Source organism: Armatimonadota bacterium (assembly GCA_016789105.1).
GTDB lineage: Bacteria > Armatimonadota > Fimbriimonadia > Fimbriimonadales > Fimbriimonadaceae > UphvI-Ar2.
In genome coordinates this window covers 509,637-532,173 of sequence record JAEURN010000008.1, presented here as the reverse complement: position 1 = coordinate 532,173, position 22,537 = coordinate 509,637, and the positions used below count along the sequence as shown (strand labels likewise).

Sequence of the window (22,537 nt, the reverse complement as noted above, 5' to 3'; positions counted from 1 at the left end):
TCAGTTCCCGCCGCGGAAGAGTACCTGTCGCAGGGTCATGGCCAGGATCCGCAGGTCGAATCCCAATCCGGCCCGATCAACGTAGTCGAGGTCGAGCCGCGTCCGCTCTTCCGGTGTGGCATCGCTCCGCAACGTGGCTTGGGCCAAACCGGTGATGCCGGGTCGCACGGAACAGCGCTTGGCCCAATCTTGCGGGGAGTAGTTAGCTTCTTGCATGGGTGTATCCGGCCTTGGGCCGACAAGGCTCATATCGCCTTTGAGCACGTTGACCAATTGGGGCAATTCGTCGATCGAGGTTTTGCGCACCAACCGGCCAGGCTTGGTGATCCGGGGATCCCCATCCGCGGTTGCATACCCGCCGATGCGATCCGCCTCGGCCACCATGCTCCGAAATTTGTAAAGCTCGAAGAGTTTGCCGCCCTTGCCCACCCGCTTTTGCCGGTACACGGCCCCTCCCGGGGAATCGAGGGCGATCCAAATCGCCACCGCCAGCATCAAGGGCCACAGCACGGCCAGCAGCACCAGCGAAGCAGCCAGGTCGAACGCCCGCTTCAAGCCCGACCACCTATGCGGTCGGCAATGGCCTGGGTGATTCCGGCGAGTTCCAGGCGGTCGGCTTCGCGCTGGTCGTCATCGCGTTCGGCCAGGCTTTCCAAACATTCCTGGACGCGGGCGACCTCTGCTTTCAGGTCCAGGTCGGCCGGCATGTCCGACAAAGTTTTGGCCCCGCCGGTGAACGCCCGGGAAAGGATGACCGCGGTGCTCCCCAGGCGCTCATGTTCGCCCAAGATGAGGCGGGCCGGGAGTTCCCCGCCCCCAACCCGCGCCACGCCGCCAAAACCGAACGGCACCCCGGCTTCCAGACAGCGGCTTGCGGCCAAATCCATGAATCCGCCCGCCAATACTTCGAACAAGAAGTCCAGCCCCATATCCAAGTGAAGGTCGTTGAGCCCAAAGTGGATTTCATCCAGCTGCCCCGAGGTGAGGATTGGGCCAAGCCGGGCAAGCCCGGCCGCGGTTTCGCAAAGTCCGACAGTGGTGGCCCGCCCTGCCACACAATGCGTGAAGGCGGCCACTTCTTGGGCGTTGGAAAACATCGGGAGCATCAGGGCATCGGCACCGGCATCCAAAACCGCTTCGACTTGGCCAGGCGACCCGTCTCCCCACGGGTCGATGCGCACCAAGAGCGATCCCTGGGGAACCACTTGCCGGATGGCGTGGACATCCTCGAGGGTATGGCGGCTGATCACCGTGTCCTTGTGCCCTTGGCGGGCTTCTTTCCCGGCGATTTCCAGGTCGACGAAAATGCGATCCACCCCGGCAGCGGTTGCGGCCCGGGCAAGATCTGGGCAGGCGGTGATCAAGTAGAGCGTCATGCCGCTTTCCTTAGTTTGCGCAATACCGCTCCGGAGAGGCTACGCCTCGTTTCGGGATCGGCGGCGAGCCCGCCGGCGAGGCTGGCAATACCTCCCAAAATGGCGAGGCAAACCCCGGCCGCCGGCGGCAAATCGGTGGCCGCCCGGTAGGCGGCCAAGCAAAAGATCCCGAACGCGACCCCAGAACCAGCGATCCCAGCAAGGGCTTTGGTGGCAAACCCGGGTTCGAACAATCTGAGTTTGTGTCGGATCGCCAGCCCGGCCGCCAGAGCCACCATCAAACACCAGTGGAACCCCGCGTAGAGCCAAGCCAAAGGCAACAGTCCCCGCACACCCAAGAATCCGGCCGCCAAAAAGCCCAAGATCGCAACGAGGCTCAAGATGAACGGGGTGACCATATCTCGCAAGGCATCGAAGACGACGAGGAGCATCGAATTTAGGGCTTGCGGCACCAAACCCACCATCATGACGGCGGCGAGTGCGCCGACATGCCGCGCGCCATCGGAACCCATTTCCCCGTGGCGGTACAAAAGGTTAGAAAAAGCCAGGCTGAACACGCCCATCCCCAGGGCCACCGGCAGAGCCAGGGCAAGCACGGCCCGCAAGCCGTTTTGGGCCAGTCGGACACCTTCTGGATGGCTTTCGGCTTTGGCAAATGCGTCGGCGATCGCGGGGAACATGGCAATGCTGACAATGGTGAGCACCGTCCCCATGGGCAAGTCAACTAGTTTGGAGGCGTAATACACCACGGCCTGCCCTCCCGGGCCATTGGTCGAAGCAAAAGCCCGCATCGCCACCGGTAACACCAAGACGGCCGATCCGGCCAAAAGGGCCCCGATGTACCGGCCCGTCAAGCGGTGGTCGATCTGCAAACCCGGCTTGGCTCCGCCGGTCTCGCGGAACTTCCACGAATCGGCGACTTGCATTCCCAAGCTGAGCACGGCGCCGCCGACCGCCGAAACCGCTAACCACCGGAGGTCGGCAAAGAATCCGGCCGCAACCAAGCCCAAAACGATCGCCAGGTTATAGACAAACCCCGCAAACGAAGGAACGGCAAACCGTTCGTGGCTTTGCAGTTTGGCCCGCACCACCGCCGAAGCCGCGGTGAACGGAACCGCCCAAAGGCATATTTGCACGAGCCGCGCCGTGCCCGGAACCGCCTCTTCTGGGAGCCCGCTGACCAGCATCCGGGTGATCGGCCCGGCAAAAACGGCCAGGGCCGCCGTGGCGGCGGCCATCACGCCGAAGACCGCCCATCCGGACTGCCGGAATAGGGCCCAATTGTCGCCGGGCCCGCGCCGCTTGAACTCGGGGATCAACGCAGCGCCCATCGCCCCGCCGATCAGGATGTTGACCATCACGTCCGGGATCGTGACGACGAAGATCGCCCGGTCGGCGTCCACACCTTGGCCGAGCTGGTTGGCAATCACGAGGTCCCGCACCAAACCCAGGATCCGGCCGAGCATGATGCCGGCAAACAGCCACATGCTGGATCCGAGGAACCGCTTCATGTCAAGAGCCGCTCCACCTCGGCGGCAACGGCAGGTGCGGCGGGACGCCGAGGCATGCCGCACCCATCGGGACGACTTTGTGCCTCCAAAGCATCGAAAACCGCTTCGGGAGTGGTTCCATAACCGCCCAATCCCATGGCCGGGTATGGGGCGGGGTCCGCGTTCACCGGGATGTCGTAGACGGCCATTGGCCGACCAACGAGCAAAGCTTGGATCCCGACCGTGGAGCTGATGACAAGGCACCCATCACAACCGCAAAGGCTTTCCCAAATCGAATCGTCACCACCGCTGACCGGGATCCAATCCGGAAGGATGGAGGGGTCAAACAGTTCGTTCGGATGGGGTCGGTAGACGACCAGCCACCCCTTGCTGCGGCCTGCCTCAGCGAGCCGGACAGCGGCCAGGGCACCCAGGTTCTCTTCCCGATCCGGCTGACTGGCAAACAAGGCGACACGGCAATTTGGCCCCAAGCCGTGCCGATTACGCCAGTCCTGGCGGAGAGACTCGGCGTCGAGTTCGAAGACGGTATCGAAAGCCGGGTTCCCGGTCACCACGATTTCATCGACATGGCGGCCAGATTCGACCATCCGATGCTTGACGCCCTGACTCATAACGCAAAGCCGGTTTCCATATCCGGGGACGGCAAGCCATTCCAATTCGCTTTGGGGCATGAAGTCGCAGAGGACGAGGGCGGGGATCCCGCGGGCGGCCGCCGCGGTCACGGCGGCCCGTTCGGCTCTGGGGCTGCTGGTGGCGACAACCAAGTCCGGTTGGATGTCGTCGATGATGCGGCCAACGGTTTGGATTGGGAAAAAGGCTTGCCGGCCCCGATCCGCATAGGCTTGCGCGGCGCCTTCTTGCCCGTGCGTTGCGATTAGCTCGGCGTAGTTGAGTCCCAAGTAGGCCGAAGTCTCGTCGGGGTGCACATCTGGATTGGAGGACGTCCCCCCGCTTAACCGCGGGCCCCATTCGTGAGCCAGCGTATCACTCGCCCTGAGGAAGTTGCGGAACCCGAGTGGGGTGAATCCCGCCCGTGCCGCGGGGCCGTGGGCGGTGGTAAGGGCAAGGATCAAGACGTCATGGCCGGACCGTTTTAACACCGAAATGACGGGCAAGACCATGTTGACGTGCCCCGCCCCGTATGTGACCGCAAGGATCCGGCTCATTTTTTAGCGGCCCGGTTGGCGGCCAGCGCGCCGAGCAGGCCGCCAAGCACCAGCCCCAACCCCGTGTTCATCCCAAACTTCTTGTTGACGGCTTCTTCTTCGACATAGGGTTCGTCAAGCACCTGCCAGATTTTGGCTTCGACTTTGTTCCTCACGGCTTCGGCATCGGCTTCGGTTTTGAGCTCGTCGCGGGCTTTGCTTTCTTGTTGAAGCCTGCCGATGAGGCCCCGGTATTCCGCGGCTTCTTGCGGGGCGACGCGGGCAAGTTCTTGGGCCCGGGCGTATTCCCATTTGGCAACGACTTGGTCGGCAATGAGCTCGGCGGTTTCCAAGTCTGCCCCGGATTGGACACTTTTGACATACTGGGCGATCTCCTTGGTCAAGTTGGACTTTGTTGTCGCAAGCTTTTCTTCAGCTTCTTTGACCTGGGCCGTGCCGGGTTGGTATTTGGCCCGCAACTGGTCCAGTTCAATCGAGGCTTTCAGGAGTTCGTCCCGCCATTTGGTTTCGCGTTCAAGCCCGGTCGGCAACCCGCCGACCGCCGCTGATCCTACCCGTTGGGCAGCCGCCCGTTTTGCTTCGACTTTGCGTGTGGCGACCTGCAACTTCAGCAATGCCTCTTGTTGGTTTTTGAGGTAATCCGAACCGGTAAACCCGTCTTCCGCCGTGGGCACGGTGGCCGAGCGTCGTTGGAAATTTTCGATCTGCTGCTCGATTTCGCGCACCGTCTGGGCTTTTTCGTCATAGGCTTCGCGATACCCGGTCAGTCTTTTTTTGCTGGTGTTGACCCCGATGGATTCTTGCACCTGGTTCAATCGGCTAAGCGACTCCGTGACCACTTTCAGGCCTTGTGATTTGTCGGGCGACGCATAGCTGATGGTGACAAGCCGGCGACCGGGAATTTGGGAGACCCGCAGATTTTCGCGGAGATCCCTACGTTTCAAACCCGTCGCTTGAACCAGCCCGTCTTCGACTTCGCGGCTGGTGATGATCCCTTCGACGAGCTCCATGTTTTCGGAACCGACGGCGTTTTGCAATCCCAGGCTTTGGAGTCCGAAACTCGGCGTGGCGTTGGGAAAGATAAGGGTTGCCTTGGCTTCGTATTCGGGCGTGAGGGCCGCCGTGATTCCAAGTCCCAAGACTCCGCCGCCCAGGGCCATGCCAAGGGCTATGGGCCAGCGCCGGGCGACCCGCCCAAAAACCGCGGCAAGATCCAATTCGCCTCTTTGGGCGTCTTCTCCCATTCCAGGCAAGTTTAGCAGTTAATGCGGGGCCAAGGCTCCCACCCGGTATCTTTGCGGTTATGGTGCTTCGGATTCCCGCTCTTGGCGTGTTTTTGGCGGTTGTTGGGATTTCGCTGGGGCAATCCTCGTTCTACCGTCCGGGGCAATATCCTTCCTTGCGCAACTTCAACGGACTACCCGGCCAGGGGTATGGGATCAACCGAGATGGTGCGCCCGATTTCCGGGGTGCTTTTAGCTACAGCACCCCGGTTGCCTATTCTTTGAGCGACTGGCATTGGGTCATCGGCGGGACTTTTGTGTCCGACACGTTGAGGCCGAGTTTTGCCGATAACTCACGGTCCGGGGGGTCGGATTCGGCGAACGGCACGGCCGTGTTGCAAATCGGCACGAGGTTGGGGGAATGGGGCGATTTCTGCTACGGATTTTCCGTGCTGTCTTCCCGGGGGGACAACATTGGCTCGGCTCAATTCACCCCTCGACAATCGGGCCCGGTCGTCTTTGCCGTCGGCGTGATGGATGTCAGCGGCTCGGGGGGTTCTTCGGGGTTCGGGAACTCCGGTGACTCAGATTCCTCGCGGAGCCCTTATGTCGTGGGGACTTGGGAAGCCTCACCGGGCACATTCTTCAGCCTGGGTTATGGCAACACGCGATTTCGAGGCGTTTTCGGTAGCGTGGGGAGGCTCGTCACGCCTCGGCTCAAGGCCCTTTTGGAGTACGACTCGTTCCATTGGAACCAGATGCTGGCTTATGATTGCGGGCGGGTTGGCCCCGCCCACTTCACCGCAACCCTCGGCACGCAGGCGGGGCGATATGCCGGGTGGGCGCTCATGGTCTCGTTTTGAGGGTCGGGCCCGCTTCCCCTCCATGGGTAGAATCGGTTGGAGCGGGCGGGAGTAGCTTAGTGGTAAAGCGTCAGCCTTCCAAGCTGGGGATGCGAGTTCGATTCTCGTCTCCCGCTCCAGTAGAATAGTGGTTCGTGCGGGAGTAGTTCACTGGTAGAACGTCAGCTTCCCAAGCTGAATGTAGCGAGTTCGATTCTCGTCTCCCGCTCCAAATTTACCGGCGGATCCGGTTTTTCTGATAGTCCAGCCAATAAATGAGCCCGCTGTTGCGGAGCCTGAATTCGACGAAGTCCTTTTTGGGGTAACTGCCCAAGACCTCGCGGCGCGATTCCCATGCTGCTCGCGCATCTTGGGGTTCCAACAGGTCACCGCTTGACCGGAGCCGGTTGGCAAGGTCTACTTTCCCGGTTGACTGGCCCACGAGGTGGTAGAGCCTTTCGAGCTTGGGCAGAATTGCCGACGAGGAAAAGTTGGCTTGGCAAAAGGCTTTGCCCTGTTCGCCGAATTGGATCAGAAGGCTGGGTTCGGCGATGACGGTTTGCATCGCTTCGGCCAATCCAGATTCCCCGACGCAGACCAAACCTCCCCGGCGGTGGCCCACCACCAACCCCTGGGAGTTGTCCCGAGGCAAAGTCGCTTCGGTGATGACCGGGATCCCGCACAACATCGATTCCACCAGGACATTGCCAAAGCTCTCGCCGCCGTATGCGGAATGGAGGAAGCAGTCAAAAGCACCGTAGGCGTCGGCCAGCAACTGGTCGCCTTTGATCTGGGGCCGGGCGGCAATCCTCGCACGGACGGGTTCTGGTAGCCGGTCGGCGGCGGCCATGAATTCCGGGGTTGGGCCAATCAGGCCAAGCCATGCGTGGGGATGGCGCTCGGCAACCTGCCGGAAGGCGGCAAGGACAGATTCCATCCATTTGCTGGCGATGGGTTGGGCGATCCGCCCGAAAACAAAGGCGTCTTCCGGCAGGCCGAGCAGTTCGCGGCCCCGCTTCCGGGATCCCGAATCTTGGCTCCCCGCCCAAAAATCGTCGGCGGGGTTGGGCATTTCCACGCTCGGTCCGTCTCCAAAAAGGAACCACGCGCGCATCCGGTACCGAAGCCAACACCATTTGCTCAATTGGCAATGGAGATCGATCAACCGGCCTTCCGCTGAATAGTCCGGACGGGAGAAGATGTTGGTCTCGACCACTTTGGCACCCGCGTTTTTTGCGGCGCGGATCATGAGCGAATACCGGGCCCCCGCCTCGCCGGCCCGGTGGAAATGGACAAGGTCCGGCTTCCAGCCCATAGCCCGCGAAAATGGGTCTGGCTGGGGGAAGAGGTCGATCCCCGCCGCGGCCAGCTCGGGAGCCCGTTCCAACCCAGGATGGTAGGTGAAAACGGCGCATTCGTGGCCGAGTTGGCGCGCCATCACGGAATATTGGACGGCCGTCCGCTGGGTTCCGCCAAGCCCCAGGTTCCCGACGACGGTCAATATGCGCATCGGCACCCTCCGGCCGTCCCACGAGACATGGCTGGGCGATAGGTTACCAGTTTGAGCCTGCAGGTACCATTGGCCCGGTTCAAGGCCGCCCTAACCGGCCGGCGCGGAATATGCGCATGCCCCTTCGCCGCCCATGAGTTCTGACCCGGCCCTGCATATCGATGAACGCCATGTTCGCCGGAACGTGATCGGCGGCTATATCGGGAGGGCCGCCCCCATACTCGTCGGCCTTGTCACGGCCCCGATTCTCACTCGCTACCTCGATAAGGACGCCTTCGGCTATTGGACGATTGTCATGGGGATCGTCGCCGTCGTGCCGGTCGGCGACCTCGGCGTAGGGGCGGCCCTCACCGTCCGCCTGGCCCAGGCATTGGGCAAGGGCAAAACCGGAGAGGCTCGCCGCGTGGTGGCCGCCGGATTGTTTTTGCAGATCCTTTTGGGCCTTGCCATGGCTGCCCTGTGTGCTGCCGTGATCCCGTTGATCCCTTGGGCCGAAATGCTGCATGTGAAAAAGGAATCTACGGCGGCCGTGGCGATGCCGACGGCCTTCGTTATGTTTGTCAGCTATTGCCTGTTAGTCCCCCTGAATGTGGGCCAGCAGATCTTGATCGCTTACCAAGAAAATGTCCGCAACTCTCTGGTGACATCGCTCGGCTATGTCACGAACCTGGTCTTCACGGTTGTTTTCGTCGCCCTCAAACTGCCATTGCCCTGGATCGCCTTTGCCGCTGCGGGAATGCCCGGGATTGTGTGGCTCGCCAACGATATTGTCGAACTCAAACTCCGCAAAAAGGAACTTTGGCCTTTGCGGCGCACCGACTGGGACCCCGAACTGGCCAAGGATCTCCTCCGGATGGGTCTGAAATTCCTTGGGAGCCAAACCTTCCGAGTGTTCCTACTCTCCGACACCATCATTATCGGATTGACGATTTCGGCGGGCGCCGCCGCCCTTTATGGTCAGACCCAGCGGTTCTTTTTCATCTGCTCAATGGGGCAGTATGTGGCCAATGCGTGGACCCCGGCATTGGCGGGGTCGTTTGCCCGGAACGAGGAAGACAAGGCTCTGGGTTTCTTCCGCAAGCAACTCTTCAAGTTCCTGGGCGGAACCCTTTTGCTAGGATTGATCCTTGCCCCGGCGATCCGGATCTTTTTGCCCTGGTACCTTGGGCCGGAATACGCCGCTCCGGGTTGGGATTTGGTCGGCGGGTTTGTTGTTTGGATCGTGGTGTGGACCTTGGTGGACGGGATGACGGCCTACGCATCCGCGGGGCATTATCTCAAAAGTCACTTTATCTGGCTGTTGGCGGCAACGGTTGCCGCCACCGCTGCCAAGTTTGCCCTGGCCCCCCAATTCGGCTATAACGGGATCGTTTGGAGTTCGGTGGCTTGCCTGGGCTTGATTTACGGGGTGCCGATGCTCATCCGCACGCGGTTTTTTGCGCGGCGCGCCGCGACTTAGGGCAGAATGGCGGTGATGTCGGAAGTGCGGCCGATTTTGATCCACGGGGCCGGGGGCCATGCCAAGGTTGCCTATACGGTGGCCGAGTCATCAGGGCGGATCGTTGTGGGATTCTTCGACCCCTTTGCCTCGATCCAGTCCCTTTTTGGCAAACCGGTTTCCCCCAGCGACCCCCTGCGTCGGGATGCCGACGCCTTTATCGCCATCGGGGACAACGCCGCGCGGATGGCGGCGGCTGACCGTGTCCTTGGCGGATTCGCAACCTTGATCCACCCGTCAGCGATCATCGCGCCGGGTGTTGAGATCGGCGAGGGGTCGCTCGTGTGCGCTGGGGCCATCATCCAAACCGGGACGACCATCGGCCGGCATTGCATCATCAACACCGGCTCGCGGATTGACCACGACTGCCGGATCGGCGATTTTGCGCACGTCGCCCCTGGGGCAACCCTGTGTGGCAACGTGACGCTGCAAGACCTCGTGCTAGTCGGTGCCGGTGCCACGGTCATCCCCGGGGTGGAACTCTTTTCCCGGGCCGTGCTGGGAGCTGGCGGGGTCGCTTTAGAAGACATTCACCAAGGCGAAAAGTGGGGCGGGGTCCCCGCTAAATACCTGCCCTAGGCGATTGCGGCGACGTGGCCTTTGGCCTTGAGCTCCGAAACGGCCTTGGGGTAGGTGGCAAGCGCTTCTCGCAGAATGCCCTGGACATCAGGAACCCCGTGGTGCCCGTGCTGGCCATGTTCTTCCAAAATGACCTCGATTTTGGCCTTGGCCCCGTCGTGAGCCTGCTCGGCCATCAGGTTTTCGACCCAAGCCGCCGCATCCGCATCCTCAAGGTGGAGGCCTTTGCCGTTCATAGCCAAGAATGCGACCAACCCGACGAACGCCGTGGCCTCGTTGCCCATTTTGAATGGCCGGAGTTTCCCGAAACCGATGAGGAACCGGGCAGCCTGCCCGGCCAGGTCGTGGTTTCCGCCGTGAGCGTACTGGTTGAAAACGGCTTCCTCCAGCGTTGCATAGTCCCACGGTTGCTGTCCGCCACAGACTTGGGCGTTGACCCACATCATGTCGGGGACTGTGAGGGTGTGGATCGTCTTCATGGGGGTGATTATGCCTTGTCGGGAAAGGGGTGCCTTACTTTTTGGGCTCAATCCCCCGCCTTTTGAGGGCTTCCCGCAAGAGCACTTCGATCTGGGCGTTCACACTGCGCAGTTCGGCATCCGCCAGACGCTGCACGGCGGTGTGCAGTTCTGGCGGAAGCCGGAGCGGGAACGCTTTCTTCTCAGCCATGAGGGCCCCTCAGTAGATGGATCCGGCGTTGACCACGGGGTTTGCGGGATGCTCGCTGCACAAGACGACCATGAGGTTGCTGACCATTTGAGCCTTGCGCTCTTCGTCCAGGCTAATCATCTTTTCGCGATCCATCCGTTCCAAAGCCATTTCGACCATGCCGACTGCGCCGTCGACGATTTTTTGCCGGGCCGAGATCACGGCATGGGCTTGTTGGCGGCGGAGCATGGCTCCGGCGATTTCTTGGGCATAGGCGAGGTGGGAGATCTTGGCCTCCAAGACTTCGACCCCGGCCAGCTTGAGTTTGCTCTGCAGTTCTTGTCGGATGTGCTCGCTGACTTCGTCCCCGTTTTGCCGCAAGCTCACCTCGTGGTCTTCGCCATCGTAGGGGTAGGCGCCGGCCGAATGGCGGAGGGCCGTTTCGCTTTGAAGGTTGACGTAGTTTTCGTAGTCGTCGACATCAAAGCTGGCGGCAAAGGTGTCCACGACCTTCCAGACAAGCACGATTGCGATTTCGATCGGGTTGCCGCTCGCGTCGTTAACTTTGAGCTTTTCGCCGTTCAGCGTCCGGACCCTAAGGCTCAAGTTGCGTTTGGAGAAGAACGGGTTGGCCCAATGGAATCCGTCGTCTTTGACCGTCCCCACGTATTTCCCGAACAGGAGCATGACTTTGCTACCGTTGGGCTCGACAACAAAGAAGCCGCTGATCATGAGGGTCCAAACAAGGATCCCCACAACCCCGCCAACTGCCATCAGGGCGTTGTCCGTGGAAACACTGCGGATGAATGTGGCGACCACTCCGACGATGAACAAGATTGCGAGCAGGAGCATCGGCATGCCCGGAACCGGGCGGATTGGTTTCTCTTTCATATGCGATCCCGATATCATGATGATATCACTTTGATATTACGGCAACATTTTGGCCAGGTTGCAGCCTGGGCCTAGCAAGTCCCGTTGTTCTAGTTGCAGTGGTTCAAGGCGAACCGTGGCTGTGTCGATGTGGTCAGGTGAACAAGGGCCCGGCCTGCCCCAACTGTGGCCGCACCGACGAAAGCGCGAGGGACGCCCTCAACAAAGCCGGCGAAGATGCCGACAAAGCGGGTCGGGCCAGTTCGCTTGGTCTCGGCTGGGTGACTTCACAATCGTCGCCCACTTTGCAAAAGGGCACCATGATCGCCATCTTTATGGCGATCGCCCTGCCGATTGCCGCCGCCATCCTCCCCAGGCTCACCCGGTAGCGTTAGCCCTCGGCCTGCGCTTTAAGGCGGTCAAAAAAGTCCGCCCAGGCATTGCGGAGGCCATCCGCTTCTGCCCGAGTTTGGATTTTGGAATGGGTCAGGGTCACCAATGTTTTGCCTTTGCCCTTGTCCACAAAGGTGCAATCGACCAGAGTCGGGGTATCGACGCCCGCGGTCTGCCACGATAATCGAAGGTCTTTTCCTGGCCGGAGCCGCAACCACATACCCGAGTTGCCGCCGTCATCGGAATATGGTTCCCCTTCCGAAGCCGCCCCCACCATGGCGTGGTAAAGGTCGCCGACGGATGCCCCGATGGTTTTGGTCGAACAGATGGTGTACCCCTCAGCTGTGCCGTCCTTTTTGACGATCCCCTTGTGGGCTTCGTACTCGACCCACAACGTTGTTGGCCACCACATGTTTGGGCCGCGACCGGTGGCGTTGTAGATAGCCTGGACCGTATCCCGCCGGCCCTGCCCCCCGCATTCGGATTCGATCCAAGCGAACCATTCGCCAAGTGTCTTACCCGTGCTGTCGCGGCACGATTGGTCGTTGATCTCGAAATCTGGCTTGAGGGTGACAACCACGCGATGATTGTATCCGCACTTAAGTCTTTGCGGACGCCCGGGCCGTTGCCAGTCTTTCCAACATGCCTTCGCATGTTTTCAGGTCGACGCAGCTATCGGTGATGCTTTGGCCATAAAGGAGTTCCCGGCCCGGCTGATAGTCTTGGCGGCCGTCACACAAGTGGGCTTCGACCATCACGCCGAACACCTTGCCTTCCGCCGTGGCAATTTGTTCCGCCAGCGCCTCGTTGACTTTGGGCTGGTTCCGGTGGTCTTTGCCGGAGTTTCCGTGGCTGCAATCCACCATGACGGAAGGCCGGAGTCCCGCGGCCCGCAGCCGCTCGCAAGCTTCGGCGACGTGGAACGTCTGGTAGTTCGGCCCCGCGGATCCCCCGCGCAGAATTACGTGGCACGAATCGTTGCCCGTCGTTTCGCTCAAGGCGGCAACCCCATCTTTGGTCGTGCTTGGGAACCAATGGCTTCGGGCGGCCGCCAAAACGGCATCGACGGCCGGTTGGATCCTCCCATCGGTGGCATTTTTGAATCCGATGGGCATGCTCAGGCCGCTGGCGAGTTCGCGGTGGGTCTGGCTTTCCACGGTGCGCGCACCGATTGCCCCCCAGGAGATGAAATCGGCAATATGCTGGGGCACCGTGGTGTCCAAGAATTCGGTGGCGGCGGGCATGCCTAGTTCAGCAAGGTCGCGGAGGAATCCCCGGGCCAACCGGAGCCCTTTGTTGATTTTGTGCGTCCCGTCGAGCTCGGGGTCGTTGATGAGCCCCTTCCAACCTCCGACCGTCCGAGGCTTTTCAAAGTAGGCGCGCATCAAAACAAGCAAATCGTCCGAATAGCGCTCCGAAATTGATTTGAGGCCTTCGGCAAATTCCAAGCAGGCCACCGGGTCGTGGACGCTGCATGGCCCGGCAATGACCAATATGCGCCGGTCGTCCCCGCGGACTACCGATTCGACTTGCCTCCGCCATTCCGCGATGCGGCCAGATTGCTCCGCCGTCCGGGAGATTTCCTCAGTGAGGATCGCCGGCTGGATCAGGGGCCGCGTTTGTCGGATGCGGGTGTCGTCGATACGGGGTTCCGGCATGGTCGGATGACAAGGTTGTACCTGTGATGGCAGCCCAGGGAGTAAGGCGGCACACCGCGGATCCGCTTGACTAGATTTCATTTTTCAATTATTTCTGAAATAACTGTACTTCTTTGGGCCACCAAGTCGGTTGCCAGGTATAAAGCTCCAGAGCCGCGCCCTGCGGAGGAAGGATCGACTTTGTCCCCCCAAAAGCCTAAGCGGATCACCCTGCGCGACGTCGCCAAAGAGGCCGGGGTTTCCATCCAAACGGTCAGCCATGTTTTAAGCGGGAACCCAACCGTTTCGCTGCCAGAAAGCACCAGGTGCAAAGTGCGGGCGGCGGCAGAAAAAGTCGGCTACCAGCCAAACCGGCATGCCCAAGCAATCCGGGGCGGCAAAACCAATTTGATTTCGGTTTGGATGCCGGTGGATCGGCCGATCGTCACCTACATGCGGTTCCTCAAACGCATCAGCTCTCTGGCACGTCGTGACGGCTATGAATTGATGGTGAACTGCCTGCAAAGGGACGATGCGCTGAATGAAGGTGGCCGACCGCCGACCCTTTACCCGGTGGACGGCATCGTCAGCATCGACTCGGGCAAGGCGATCCAAGAATTCCGGAAAGTGAAAGGGAACGACCACATCCCGGTATCCATCCTTGGATTTGAGCAAGTGGCTTATGGCGATTCAATCTCTTGGGATTTGGATGGGGCTTCCAAGCGGGCGGTCTATGATTTGATCGAACGGGGGGCGCGCAAAATCGCCCATGTCACGTTGGACTGGATATTGGCGGATTTTCCGCGGGAACGCCGCCGCCGGGGCTATGTGGAGGCAATGGAATCCGCTGGCTTGGAGCCCGTTTTGATCCCGGCCGCCGGCGACACTAGCACCGAAGCGGCGGAATCGCTCCGGGCGCATTTTGCCAAAAACCGGTACGACGCGGTTTTTTGCGTCACCGACACCTATGCCTTGGCCGTTGCGCGGGTTTTGACCGAGCAGGGGTTGGGCGTTCCGGCCGATACCATGGTAATTGGGACGGGCAATTATCCGGAAGCCGAAGATTATGCCGTCCCGATCAGCACCATCCGGCTGGACGTGGACGCCGTGATCGACCAATCTTGGGAGTGGCTGATGCAACGCATTGCCGACCCCACAATCCCGCCGCGGATGACGGTTTTGGACATGTCGGTGGTCCACCGGGCTTCGACAACCCGCCGAGATAGCTAGGGACTCCGGCCCAACCTGGCATTTATTACAGCACAACGCGAAAGACTTTTATGATAACGTTATTGCAAGAAAAATCCTTTGACCTTGGAGACACTTATGAACAAAACCCTCATTGCGGCCTTCGCCGTGACCGCCCTGGCATCTCAATCTTCGGCCGCCGGGATCCAACTTTGGACGGTCGGCACTTTCATCCCTTCCGGCATCAGCGGGAGCGGCAACCTTGTTGTTGGCAACGGGGCATCGGTGGGCTATTGGGATACTTCGGTCAGTGGCGGGGCTTTGACGTTTGTTGGCGGCAACAGCACTGGCCGCGTGCAAGCCAGCAACGATGGCACGCGTTTTGGTGGCACGTCTTTGGCGATTGACAGCTTCACCTCAAACAACTACAACCAGATGTCCATTTACAGCATTGCCGGCGGGGCATGGACAAGCTACGGCAACCTGGGCTACCACAGCGGGACAACGGCGAGCAGCGGCTGGGGCCTATCGGGCGACGGCAACACGGTTGTTGGCCAGGCTTATTACAACACGACCGCGGTCGGCGGGACGGCTGCCCGGGTCAACCCGACGGTGGGCACAATTCCCGGTGGCCCGCCGGTGAACCTCCACCCCAACACCACCAACAACGGCCGGGTGCAGGCATCGAACTTTGATGGGACGGTGGTTGGCGGGTTCGCGGTTGGCACCGCTCCCGGCGCCATTTGGGTGAACGGCGTTGAAAAACTGATGCAAACCGACCTCGGTTCCGGCACGGTGAGCCTGGGTTCGATTGAAGATATCAGTAACAATGGCCGCTTTGCTTTGGGTGATGGCAGCTCGGTGACTTCCGGCTCGTTCTACATTTACGACCGAATTGCCGACACCTACACTTTTGGCCCCAACCCGTACCTTTCCAATTCTGAGATTGCGACGATGGCAAGCATTTCGTCTGACGGGCGGTATGTTGGCGGCCGTTACCTGAAATCTGGTTTCAGCCCCTATGTGGATGCCAAAGCGTTCCGCTATGACACCGTGACCAACACCTTTGCCACGCTGGATGACTTGGCCGATGCGGCCGGGATCAACCGTCAAGGCTTCCACCTGGGGACGATCACCGGGATGTCCGACGATGGCATGAAGTTTGTGGGGATTGGCGGCTTGTTGACCGCGCCGACGACGACTTCGTTTTACATCGACCTGACCCCGGTTCCGGAACCCGGCACATTCGCCCTGGCTGGGTTGGGCGCTGCCGCGCTCATCCGCCGAAAGCGAAAGGCTTGAAATCATCGATGACAAACGATTTGGCCCCGGTTTACTCCGGGGCCAAATCAGTTTATGGCTTGATAATCGGCTTGGGCTCTTTTGGACGATCAGGTTCCAAAACAGGGCCACCGTACATTGTCAGATTGCCATTCTTCTTGATGAGAAACTTTAAGTGGAATGCCGCAATCGGCTCAGTAGAAGCAACTCTGAATTTTGCCCAAGAAGGATCCAATTGAACATATCCAGACATCTCCTGTTGTAGTGCCATCAGTTCCTGCTCATTGAGGACAGTGCTTCCTTTAACCCACTCGGGATGCTCGGACTCAAAAATTGATTCAAACTGTTTGATGGCTTGATCTATCAGTGAAAGCTCCTGTGCCTGCTTGGTTGCAATCCAATCAAAAAATCCGCCAAGCGCGTCAAGTCTCCTTTGAGGATATTCCGAAAAGCCAAAAAATTCTACGGCAAATTTGGATGCAGCACCAGTTCCTTCCAAGACGTCAGCGTTTTTATCAGGCTTTTCCAACAGATCGTTTGTTGGCCCTGTACTGCCATTTGGATTTCCGGCCAAAAGAACTCTTGTCATCCTTTGGCCGGTTTCATTCTCGACGGTAACCTTGCGATAGATATTGAATTGCATCTTGAGATTTTGGCAATTTTCAGGAGTGACTCCCCAATCACGGCAAAGCCTTGCTGCCGAATTGGAAAATGCGTCAACTGTGTCGCCCAGCAACACAGTGTCCCTAGGTTTTATTTTCCCTTGAGCGATTTCTTGCCATAGCTCTACTCTCGCATTGGAGGCGTCGAGGTCGAAAACACCATTATCCCAAAGAACTCCAACATGACCAAAATCACGGTAGTAGAATCCCAGTTTCTTTAGTGCTTTTTCCGCCTCGTCCTTATCAATAATTGCTCTGAATAGTTTTGCAGTATCGACAACCTGGGCTGATGAGGTGACGACGACAAGGTCTACGACCTTTGTTTGAACCGTCCGACAGGCATTATTTGCAATAAGTTGAAATGCCAAAAGACCGGCAATCATGGGATCAACTCCACATCCATCGTCGGCGTTCCTGGTGTTTCCCAGGTTCGCTTCCGGTGTTTTGCGCCTGCATAGGCTGTGGGGTCGCTCGTACAGTACCAAGTATTATCACCCTCGATGATTGTCTTTGACAATGTAATTTTGACGCGATATCCGTTTGGCAATTCGCAAGGGCCATACTCAATAGTGTACATATCTGTGCTGAGATCCTCTTCAGTCTCGTACCCTGACCTCCATTGCGGAACTGTAGAAAAGGGTTGCCCACTCACGCTCCACCAATCGCCGATCACCTTCTGAGTTACTGTGAAGTTTACATATCCCCCAAACGAATACACCTCGTTGCCGGTGGTGTTTGATACGGGAGTGCGTGTGTCTTGGATATTTCCAGTGTTTTGGCTATATAGAGTCTCGCTCCATTGGGCGTGAGCCATGGCGGCGGTTGTCGCAAGAAACAGAGTTGACGAGAGCAAGTAGAGGTGCCTCATGGTGCGACGCTACCCCCCCCCGGCGTGGTAATCAAGTCTTCGATAGAGACTTTAACAAAACAGCAAAGCCGCCAGGTTCTTTGCAGATCCTGGCGGCTGATGACAGTTCAGTGTGAAAAGCGCAGTTCGACCTGAGTATGTGAGAGATCCTAAACTTGAGGTTCTCAGTTCTTACTCTTTAAGGAGGTGATCCACCCACACCTTCCGGTACGGGTACCTTGTTACGACTTAGTGCTCCTTACCCCCCGCACCTTCGGCCGCTCCCTCCTTACGGTTAGGCCACGGACTTCGGGTGCAGACGATTCAGATCACTTGACGGGCGGTGTGTACAAACCCCGGGAACGTATTCAACGCAGTATAGCTGACCTGCGTTTACTAGCGATTCCGCCTTCATGTAGTCGAGTTGCAGACTACAATCTGAACTGAGGGCGTATTTTTGGGATTAGCTCCACCTCACGGTATCGCTGCCCTTTGTTGCGCCCATTGTAGCATGTGTGTAGCCCCAGGCGTAACCGCCATGCTGACTTGACGTCATCCCCACCTTCCTCCGGTTTACACCGGCGGTCTCCTTCGAGTTCCCGGCTTTACCCGCTGGCAACAAAGGACGAGGGTTGCGCTCGTTGCTGGACTTAACCAAACACCTCACGGCACGAGCTGACGACAGCCATGCAACAGGTGTCTTCACGTCTACCTTGTGGGTAGAGGGCCCGCTTTCACGGGCTTGCGATCGATGTCAAGCCTGGGTAAGGTTCTTCGGTTAGTATCGAATTAAACCACATGCTCCACCGCTTGTGCGGGGTCCCGTCAATTCATTTGAGTTTCAACCTTGCGGCCGTACTCCCCAGGCGGGATACTTAATGCGTTAGCTGCGGCACCAAGGGGGTCGATACCCTTGACGCCTAGTATCCATCGTTTAGGGCGTGGACTACCAGAGTATCTAATTCTGTTTGCTACCCACGCTTTCGCACCTCAGCGTCAGGAAAGGCCCAGTAAGCTGCCTTCGCTATTGGTGTTCCTCCCCATATCTACACATGTCACCGTTACACGGGGAATTCCACTTACCTCTACCTTCCTCCAGCTTGCCAGTATGCGGTGCAGTTTCCGGGTTGAGCCCTGGAGATTTCACACCACACTTAACAAGCCGCCTACGCGCGCTTTACGCCCAGTAAATCCGGACAACGCTTGCTCCCTACGTATTACCGCGGCTGCTGGCACGTAGTTAGCCGGAGCTTATTCGCCAGGTACCGTCCTAAGTCTTTCCTGGCAAAAGGACTTTACAGGCCTAAACCCTTCATCGTCCACGCGGCGTCGCTGCATCAGGGTTTCCCCCATTGTGCAAGATTCCCAACTGCTGCCACCCGTAGGTGTGTGGGCCGTGTCTCAGTCCCACTCGGGCGGATCATCCTCTCAGACCCGCTACCCGTCGTCGGCTTGGTAGGCCATTACCCTACCAACTACCTGATGGGTCATGAGCCGCTCCCTATGCGAATAAATCCGTTTAGTCACCCCAAGATGCCAAGGGGTGGCCACATCCGGTATTGCCCAGAGTTTCCTCTGTATATCCCAGTCATAGGGGCACGTTGCTCATGTATTACTCCGCCGTTCGCCACTGAACCGAAGTTCCGTTCGACTTGCATGTTTTAGGCACGCCGCCAGCGTTCGTCCTGAGCCATGATCAAACTCTCCGAAGAAATGGTTTTCTTACAGAGAAGCTTTTTGGCTTTCTGAATTGTTCTTTACAGGACACACAAAACTCTTGTGGAGTATTTGCATGTTGCTCGGAACTGGGCCGAAGCCCGGTTCGTTGCTACTGAATGCTGCGTCTTCACACTTTATTGAACTGTCAATTTGCTGGCCACCTCAAGAGGGGCGAGTGAAATTATAGGCGGTCCCCAAGGCAGGGTCAAGGGGTCCCGGGCAGTTTCTGGCAAAAAGTGCGGCCTTTCTGTCCACATTGGCGTCTTTTTGACTGTATCCGGCCCATTTGCCCCAACTGGCCAAGCTACAAAACGCCCGAGACCAGACCCAGCGGCCCCTTTTGGGAAAAAACTTGGAACACAAACGGGGGCCTGGTTCTTCTCCTCATGTATTTGCCCAGTTGCACTTACAAGAGGAAACAACCAAATGAACCGAATCTTGACCCTTGCCGCTTTGGCCGCGGTTGCCGTGGGCGCCAACGCCCAACAAACGTTCCAAATCACCGTGGAAAACCTGGGCCCGCAGCCTTTGAGCCCGGCCTTCTTTTCCGCTAGTGACTCGACATTCAACATCTTTGACATCAACGGCACCAGCTCAGCCGGGATCAAAGCCATCGCCGAAGGGGGCAACACCACCCCGATGTTTAGCATCGCCACTGCCGCCGGCAGCGCCGTGATGTCCTTTGGGCGCTTGCCGGGCAGCCCTTTGACAACGGGGAACTCCAGCACATCAACCTTCACGGCGGACATGGCCCACGGCTACTTGAGTTTTGCGACGATGCTCGGCCACACCAACGACGGGTTCTTAGGGGAAAGCGTCAGCAGCGCGGGCATCTTCCTGTTCCAGCAAGATGGCACGGCGCGCAGCTTCTCAACCGTCATCACCGGGCTCCGCGCCTGGGATGCCGGAACTGAGCAAAACACCCAAAACGCTGCCGATCTCGGATTCTTGGGTGGATCCGGCAACCCGGCGGATTCCAACAACCGCATCCGGATCCACGACACGATCATCCCGAACGTCGGCGACAGCTGGCAACAGCAAGAGGATTGGACATTGAATAGCAACTTGGCCCGCGTCACGGTGACCCCGGTTCCCGAACCGGCCACGTTCGCCGTCCTCGGCCTTGGGATTGCCGCCGCATTCCGCCGCCGCAAGAAGTAAGCCCTTTTCACCCCAAACCTCACCTGGCCCTCCATTTGGGGGGCCTTTTGCTCTTTAAAAAGCCCCTAGGTCACCCCCCCTGCCGCCTTCAAAATCAATGGATGGCGGCCCCATCGCGGCTCGAAACCCTCGATACGCTCCGTGTCGCCAATTGGGACGGGGCTTACGCCACGGCGTTCATCACCCTTTTTGGGGGATCGTTGATGGTCGGTTTCGTCCAGTATTTGGGCGGCGGAGATTTCGCCATCGGCCTGTTGGGCGCACTGCCCGCAGCCATGGGGCTGATGCAGATCCCGGGGGCGGCACTCGGCCGGGCGTCTTCCAGTTTCAAGAGTTATGTGGCCCGGGGCGGTCTGGCCTGGAGGCTCTTGTTCCTCCCCATCATCCTGTTGCCGCTGGCTCCTCTCCCCAACCCGGCCAAATTGGCCATCTTGTTGTTCTGCCTCACGTTGGCCGCGTTTTGCGTGAACCTGGTCAACCCCATCTACAACGAGTGGCTCGGCAAAATCGTCCCCGAACGCGCGCGGGGTTGGTATTTCAGCCAAAGAACCATGATCGCCACGGTCACCGGCATGGTGGTCGGCTTGGTCGGTGCCCGCCTGCTCGACTTGTTCAAAGGAACCCCAAATGAAGGCGTGGGTTTCACGATTGTTTTTGGGCTCGGGTGGGTTTTTGCCGCTTTGAGCATGCTTTATTACTACCGGATGACCGATTCCAACCGGGAAGAGGTCGTTAAGCCCGATTTGCGGGAGGTGGTGGGGGTAGTCCGCGAGCCTTTGCGGGATCCGAACTTCCGCCGCATCATGGCCTTTGGCGCCTGGATCGCCATCAGCCAGGGGTTTGCCGGGAACCTGTTCTCGGCCTTTGCTTTCGAGACCTTAAAATTGGACTTCACTGTCCTGCAGGTGACCAGTGTGGCCTCAGCGGTCGGCACTCTGTTGACGGTCAAAGTCAGCGGATTTCTGGCAGACCGGTATGGCAACAAGCCGCTCCTGCTCTTGACCGCCGGGGGCGTGACGTTGACGCCCTTGATGTGGGTGGCCTGCCAGGCCGGCAACCCCTTGCAAAACATGTTGATCTTGGGGATCGGTCATGTTTTTGTCGGAATTTTTTGGTCGGGGGTCGGGGTTGGGCAGATGAACCTATATCTGGCCTCTTCCAACGAATCGAACCGCGCCAACTATTTGGCAACGGCATTGACGGTCAACAGCATTGCGCTGGCCGTCTCGCCGTTGGCGGGCAGTTGGATGCTGGCCGCGCTCCGCCCCTTGCAGGGGGCTGAGTGGGCCTACAAACTCGTCTTTGCCGCCGTTACGGTGGAGCGGGTGATCGCATTGCTGCTTCTGACCCGTGTCAAGGAGCGGGGGGCATCCCCGCTTTCGGAAACCGTCCGGCAGATTACGGGCGTGACCCCCCGGTCGTTTGCCGCATTGCGTACGGTGCGGCGGGGCACCGACGAACGCACCCGTCTCGGGGCGATCCGGTCCATGGGGGAAACCAAGATGAGCCTGGGGACTAACGAACTTCACGAGGCGCTGTACGACCCGTCGCCGCAAATCCGGCGGGAAGCGACCTTTGCCCTTGGGCGTTTGCGCACATTGGGGGCGGCCGAAGCCCTGATGGAACACGCCCGGGCCCATCCCGAATCAGTCGAGGAGGAGACGATCGAAGCCCTCGGGGATTCGGGCCAGCCGGTGGCGCTTTCGTTCCTTGTCGAAATGTTGGAAAACCCCAGCAGCATCCTCCGCCGGGCCGCGGCCAAGGCTTTGGGCCGACTTGGCGACCCCCGGGCGATCGAATCGCTGCGTGCAGCCGCCACCCAACCTGGCGATGCCGACATTCGGCGGGCCGCCCTGCAAGCCCTCCGGAATCTGGGTGCCAACGACCCCAGCCTTTTTGCCGATGCCCTGTTGGAAGCACACCCCAGCATCCGGACGGCTGCCGCCGAGGCGATTTCCGAGCTTGCCATCAAAGACTTGGCCCCAAGCTTGAGAACGGCCCTGGAGTGGTATCCGCATGAAGCCACCTCCGAGACGGCCTATGCTCTCGGCACTGTCGGGGATGAGGGCGACCTTCCGCTGATCCTGCAAGCCGCCCAAGCCTCAGTTGGTTCGACAAAACGCCGGAGATGCCTGCTGGGGGCAGCCAAACTTTTTGACCTAGACCGCGACCTTTACCGGCTGTTTGCCCTTGGCGAAGTGGTCAGAGACACCGAACTGCTGCGACGGTACCGGGGACTCAGCCGCCGCGTGCCCCAATTTTCGGTTGCCTTGGAAAAGTACTCGTCTGGCGACGAGCGGGGCGCCTTGCATGCTTTGGCCGAATTCGACCGGAAGCGGTTTGAAACCTGGGCGGCGTTTGCTGTGCCAGAATCGTTTTTGGTTGCGGCTTTGCTCTTTGAGAGGTATCACGCCGGCGACTAGCCA

20 protein-coding genes, 2 tRNA genes and 1 rRNA gene are annotated in these 22,537 nt (G+C 59.2%); 10 read left to right on the top strand and 13 right to left on the bottom strand.

Annotation, left to right across the window (positions count from 1 at the left end):
- From JNM28_11125 to JNM28_11105, 5 genes are read right to left on the bottom strand one after another with little or no spacing between them, the layout of a single operon-like run.
- On the bottom strand, positions 1 to 555 hold the full coding sequence (locus JNM28_11125) for a sugar transferase (GenBank protein ID MBL8068991.1): 555 nt from the start codon (positions 553 to 555) through the stop codon (positions 1 to 3).
- Entirely contained in the window at positions 552 to 1,376 is an 825-nt protein-coding gene (locus JNM28_11120; protein MBL8068990.1) for an aldolase, read from the bottom strand. Before JNM28_11120 ends, JNM28_11125 begins: the two co-directional genes overlap by 4 nt.
- The gene (locus tag JNM28_11115; protein ID MBL8068989.1) at positions 1,373 to 2,887 is read right to left on the bottom strand and encodes a hypothetical protein; all 1,515 of its coding nucleotides are present in this window, start codon (positions 2,885 to 2,887) and stop codon (positions 1,373 to 1,375) included. Before JNM28_11115 ends, JNM28_11120 begins: the two co-directional genes overlap by 4 nt.
- On the bottom strand, positions 2,884 to 4,053 hold the full coding sequence (locus JNM28_11110) for a hypothetical protein (protein ID MBL8068988.1): 1,170 nt from the start codon (positions 4,051 to 4,053) through the stop codon (positions 2,884 to 2,886). Before JNM28_11110 ends, JNM28_11115 begins: the two co-directional genes overlap by 4 nt.
- Positions 4,050 to 5,297, bottom strand: a complete 1,248-nt coding sequence (locus tag JNM28_11105) for a hypothetical protein (protein ID MBL8068987.1) — start codon at positions 5,295 to 5,297, stop codon at positions 4,050 to 4,052. The genes JNM28_11110 and JNM28_11105 overlap by 4 nt, the downstream gene beginning before the upstream one ends.
- A 59-nt stretch (positions 5,298 to 5,356) precedes the next feature.
- Between JNM28_11105 and JNM28_11100 the strand changes: the two genes are divergently transcribed.
- From JNM28_11100 to JNM28_11090, 3 genes are all read left to right on the top strand, one after another.
- Positions 5,357 to 6,139 (top strand): hypothetical protein, encoded by a 783-nt coding sequence (locus JNM28_11100; protein MBL8068986.1) that lies wholly within the window; start codon positions 5,357 to 5,359, stop codon positions 6,137 to 6,139.
- Between the two features lie 45 nt (positions 6,140 to 6,184).
- Positions 6,185 to 6,258, top strand: a tRNA-Gly gene (locus JNM28_11095).
- A gap of 17 nt (positions 6,259 to 6,275) precedes the next feature.
- Positions 6,276 to 6,350, top strand: a tRNA-Gly gene (locus JNM28_11090).
- A gap of 3 nt (positions 6,351 to 6,353) precedes the next feature.
- Here JNM28_11090 and JNM28_11085 read toward each other — a convergent pair.
- Complete coding sequence (locus JNM28_11085) at positions 6,354 to 7,628, bottom strand: glycosyltransferase family 4 protein (protein ID MBL8068985.1); 1,275 nt, start codon at positions 7,626 to 7,628, stop codon at positions 6,354 to 6,356.
- Positions 7,629 to 7,761: 133 nt separating this feature from the next.
- Between JNM28_11085 and JNM28_11080 the strand changes: the two genes are divergently transcribed.
- Positions 7,762 to 9,087, top strand: coding sequence for an oligosaccharide flippase family protein (locus JNM28_11080; GenBank protein ID MBL8068984.1), 1,326 nt, complete (start codon positions 7,762 to 7,764; stop codon positions 9,085 to 9,087).
- 15 nt (positions 9,088 to 9,102) lie between these two features.
- Entirely contained in the window at positions 9,103 to 9,705 is a 603-nt protein-coding gene (locus JNM28_11075) for an acetyltransferase (protein ID MBL8068983.1), read from the top strand.
- Here JNM28_11075 and JNM28_11070 read toward each other — a convergent pair.
- The 3 genes from JNM28_11070 to JNM28_11060 are packed head-to-tail and all read right to left on the bottom strand — an operon-like array spanning position 9,702 to position 11,244.
- Complete coding sequence (locus JNM28_11070; GenBank protein ID MBL8068982.1) at positions 9,702 to 10,184, bottom strand: hypothetical protein; 483 nt, start codon at positions 10,182 to 10,184, stop codon at positions 9,702 to 9,704. The two genes, JNM28_11075 and JNM28_11070, sit on opposite strands and share 4 nt — an antisense overlap.
- Before the next feature lie 34 nt (positions 10,185 to 10,218).
- Complete coding sequence (locus JNM28_11065) at positions 10,219 to 10,374, bottom strand: Arc family DNA-binding protein (protein ID MBL8068981.1); 156 nt, start codon at positions 10,372 to 10,374, stop codon at positions 10,219 to 10,221.
- 9 nt (positions 10,375 to 10,383) lie between these two features.
- Entirely contained in the window at positions 10,384 to 11,244 is an 861-nt protein-coding gene (locus tag JNM28_11060) for an SPFH domain-containing protein (protein ID MBL8068980.1), read from the bottom strand.
- 137 nt (positions 11,245 to 11,381) lie between these two features.
- On the opposite strand from JNM28_11060, the gene JNM28_11055 reads away from it, so the two are divergent.
- Positions 11,382 to 11,612 carry a hypothetical protein gene (locus JNM28_11055; GenBank protein ID MBL8068979.1) on the top strand — a complete coding sequence of 77 codons (231 nt, stop codon included), beginning with the start codon at positions 11,382 to 11,384 and terminating at the stop codon, positions 11,610 to 11,612.
- Between the two features lie 2 nt (positions 11,613 to 11,614).
- Here JNM28_11055 and JNM28_11050 read toward each other — a convergent pair whose 3' ends face one another.
- Both JNM28_11050 and JNM28_11045 read right to left on the bottom strand, forming a co-directional pair.
- A complete protein-coding gene (locus JNM28_11050) occupies positions 11,615 to 12,196 on the bottom strand; it encodes an SRPBCC domain-containing protein (GenBank protein ID MBL8068978.1) in 582 nt (193 codons plus the stop codon).
- Positions 12,197 to 12,215: 19 nt separating this feature from the next.
- Complete coding sequence (locus JNM28_11045) at positions 12,216 to 13,274, bottom strand: 3-deoxy-7-phosphoheptulonate synthase (protein MBL8068977.1); 1,059 nt, start codon at positions 13,272 to 13,274, stop codon at positions 12,216 to 12,218.
- A 180-nt stretch (positions 13,275 to 13,454) separates the two neighbouring features.
- On the opposite strand from JNM28_11045, the gene JNM28_11040 reads away from it, so the two are divergent.
- Together JNM28_11040 and JNM28_11035 are read left to right on the top strand one after the other, a co-directional pair.
- The gene (locus JNM28_11040) at positions 13,455 to 14,483 is read left to right on the top strand and encodes a LacI family DNA-binding transcriptional regulator (GenBank protein MBL8068976.1); all 1,029 of its coding nucleotides are present in this window, start codon (positions 13,455 to 13,457) and stop codon (positions 14,481 to 14,483) included.
- A 96-nt stretch (positions 14,484 to 14,579) separates the two neighbouring features.
- Positions 14,580 to 15,743 carry a PEP-CTERM sorting domain-containing protein gene (locus JNM28_11035; GenBank protein MBL8068975.1) on the top strand — a complete coding sequence of 388 codons (1,164 nt, stop codon included), beginning with the start codon at positions 14,580 to 14,582 and terminating at the stop codon, positions 15,741 to 15,743.
- A 52-nt stretch (positions 15,744 to 15,795) separates the two neighbouring features.
- Here JNM28_11035 and JNM28_11030 read toward each other — a convergent pair whose 3' ends face one another.
- Positions 15,796 to 16,767, bottom strand: coding sequence for a hypothetical protein (locus JNM28_11030; protein MBL8068974.1), 972 nt, complete (start codon positions 16,765 to 16,767; stop codon positions 15,796 to 15,798).
- A gap of 664 nt (positions 16,768 to 17,431) precedes the next feature.
- Positions 17,432 to 18,943: ribosomal RNA gene (locus tag JNM28_11025) — 16S ribosomal RNA — on the bottom strand.
- A gap of 433 nt (positions 18,944 to 19,376) precedes the next feature.
- Here JNM28_11025 and JNM28_11020 point away from each other — a divergent pair.
- Positions 19,377 to 20,111, top strand: coding sequence for a spondin domain-containing protein (locus JNM28_11020; protein MBL8068973.1), 735 nt, complete (start codon positions 19,377 to 19,379; stop codon positions 20,109 to 20,111).
- 101 nt (positions 20,112 to 20,212) lie between these two features.
- Positions 20,213 to 22,534, top strand: coding sequence for an MFS transporter (locus tag JNM28_11015; protein MBL8068972.1), 2,322 nt, complete (start codon positions 20,213 to 20,215; stop codon positions 22,532 to 22,534).
- The last annotated feature ends 3 nt before the right edge of the window (positions 22,535 to 22,537 follow it).

Bases quoted from the DNA above. Each gene is read 5' to 3' on its own strand.
- JNM28_11120 (MBL8068990.1), bottom strand. From the start codon at position 1,376: ATGACGCTCTACTTGATCACCGCCTGCCCAGATCTTGCCCGGGCCGCA.
- JNM28_11115 (MBL8068989.1), bottom strand. From the start codon at position 2,887: ATGAAGCGGTTCCTCGGATCCAGCATGTGGCTGTTTGCCGGCATCATG.
- JNM28_11110 (MBL8068988.1), bottom strand. From the start codon at position 4,053: ATGAGCCGGATCCTTGCGGTCACATACGGGGCGGGGCACGTCAACATG.
- JNM28_11105 (MBL8068987.1), bottom strand. From the start codon at position 5,297: ATGGGAGAAGACGCCCAAAGAGGCGAATTGGATCTTGCCGCGGTTTTT.
- JNM28_11100 (MBL8068986.1), top strand. From the start codon at position 5,357: ATGGTGCTTCGGATTCCCGCTCTTGGCGTGTTTTTGGCGGTTGTTGGG.
- JNM28_11085 (MBL8068985.1), bottom strand. From the start codon at position 7,628: ATGCGCATATTGACCGTCGTCGGGAACCTGGGGCTTGGCGGAACCCAG.
- JNM28_11080 (MBL8068984.1), top strand. From the start codon at position 7,762: ATGAGTTCTGACCCGGCCCTGCATATCGATGAACGCCATGTTCGCCGG.
- JNM28_11075 (MBL8068983.1), top strand. From the start codon at position 9,103: ATGTCGGAAGTGCGGCCGATTTTGATCCACGGGGCCGGGGGCCATGCC.
- JNM28_11070 (MBL8068982.1), bottom strand. From the start codon at position 10,184: ATGAAGACGATCCACACCCTCACAGTCCCCGACATGATGTGGGTCAAC.
- JNM28_11065 (MBL8068981.1), bottom strand. From the start codon at position 10,374: ATGGCTGAGAAGAAAGCGTTCCCGCTCCGGCTTCCGCCAGAACTGCAC.
- JNM28_11060 (MBL8068980.1), bottom strand. From the start codon at position 11,244: ATGAAAGAGAAACCAATCCGCCCGGTTCCGGGCATGCCGATGCTCCTG.
- JNM28_11045 (MBL8068977.1), bottom strand. From the start codon at position 13,274: ATGCCGGAACCCCGTATCGACGACACCCGCATCCGACAAACGCGGCCC.
- JNM28_11035 (MBL8068975.1), top strand. From the start codon at position 14,580: ATGAACAAAACCCTCATTGCGGCCTTCGCCGTGACCGCCCTGGCATCT.
- JNM28_11030 (MBL8068974.1), bottom strand. From the start codon at position 16,767: ATGATTGCCGGTCTTTTGGCATTTCAACTTATTGCAAATAATGCCTGT.
- JNM28_11020 (MBL8068973.1), top strand. From the start codon at position 19,377: ATGAACCGAATCTTGACCCTTGCCGCTTTGGCCGCGGTTGCCGTGGGC.
- JNM28_11015 (MBL8068972.1), top strand. From the start codon at position 20,213: ATGGCGGCCCCATCGCGGCTCGAAACCCTCGATACGCTCCGTGTCGCC.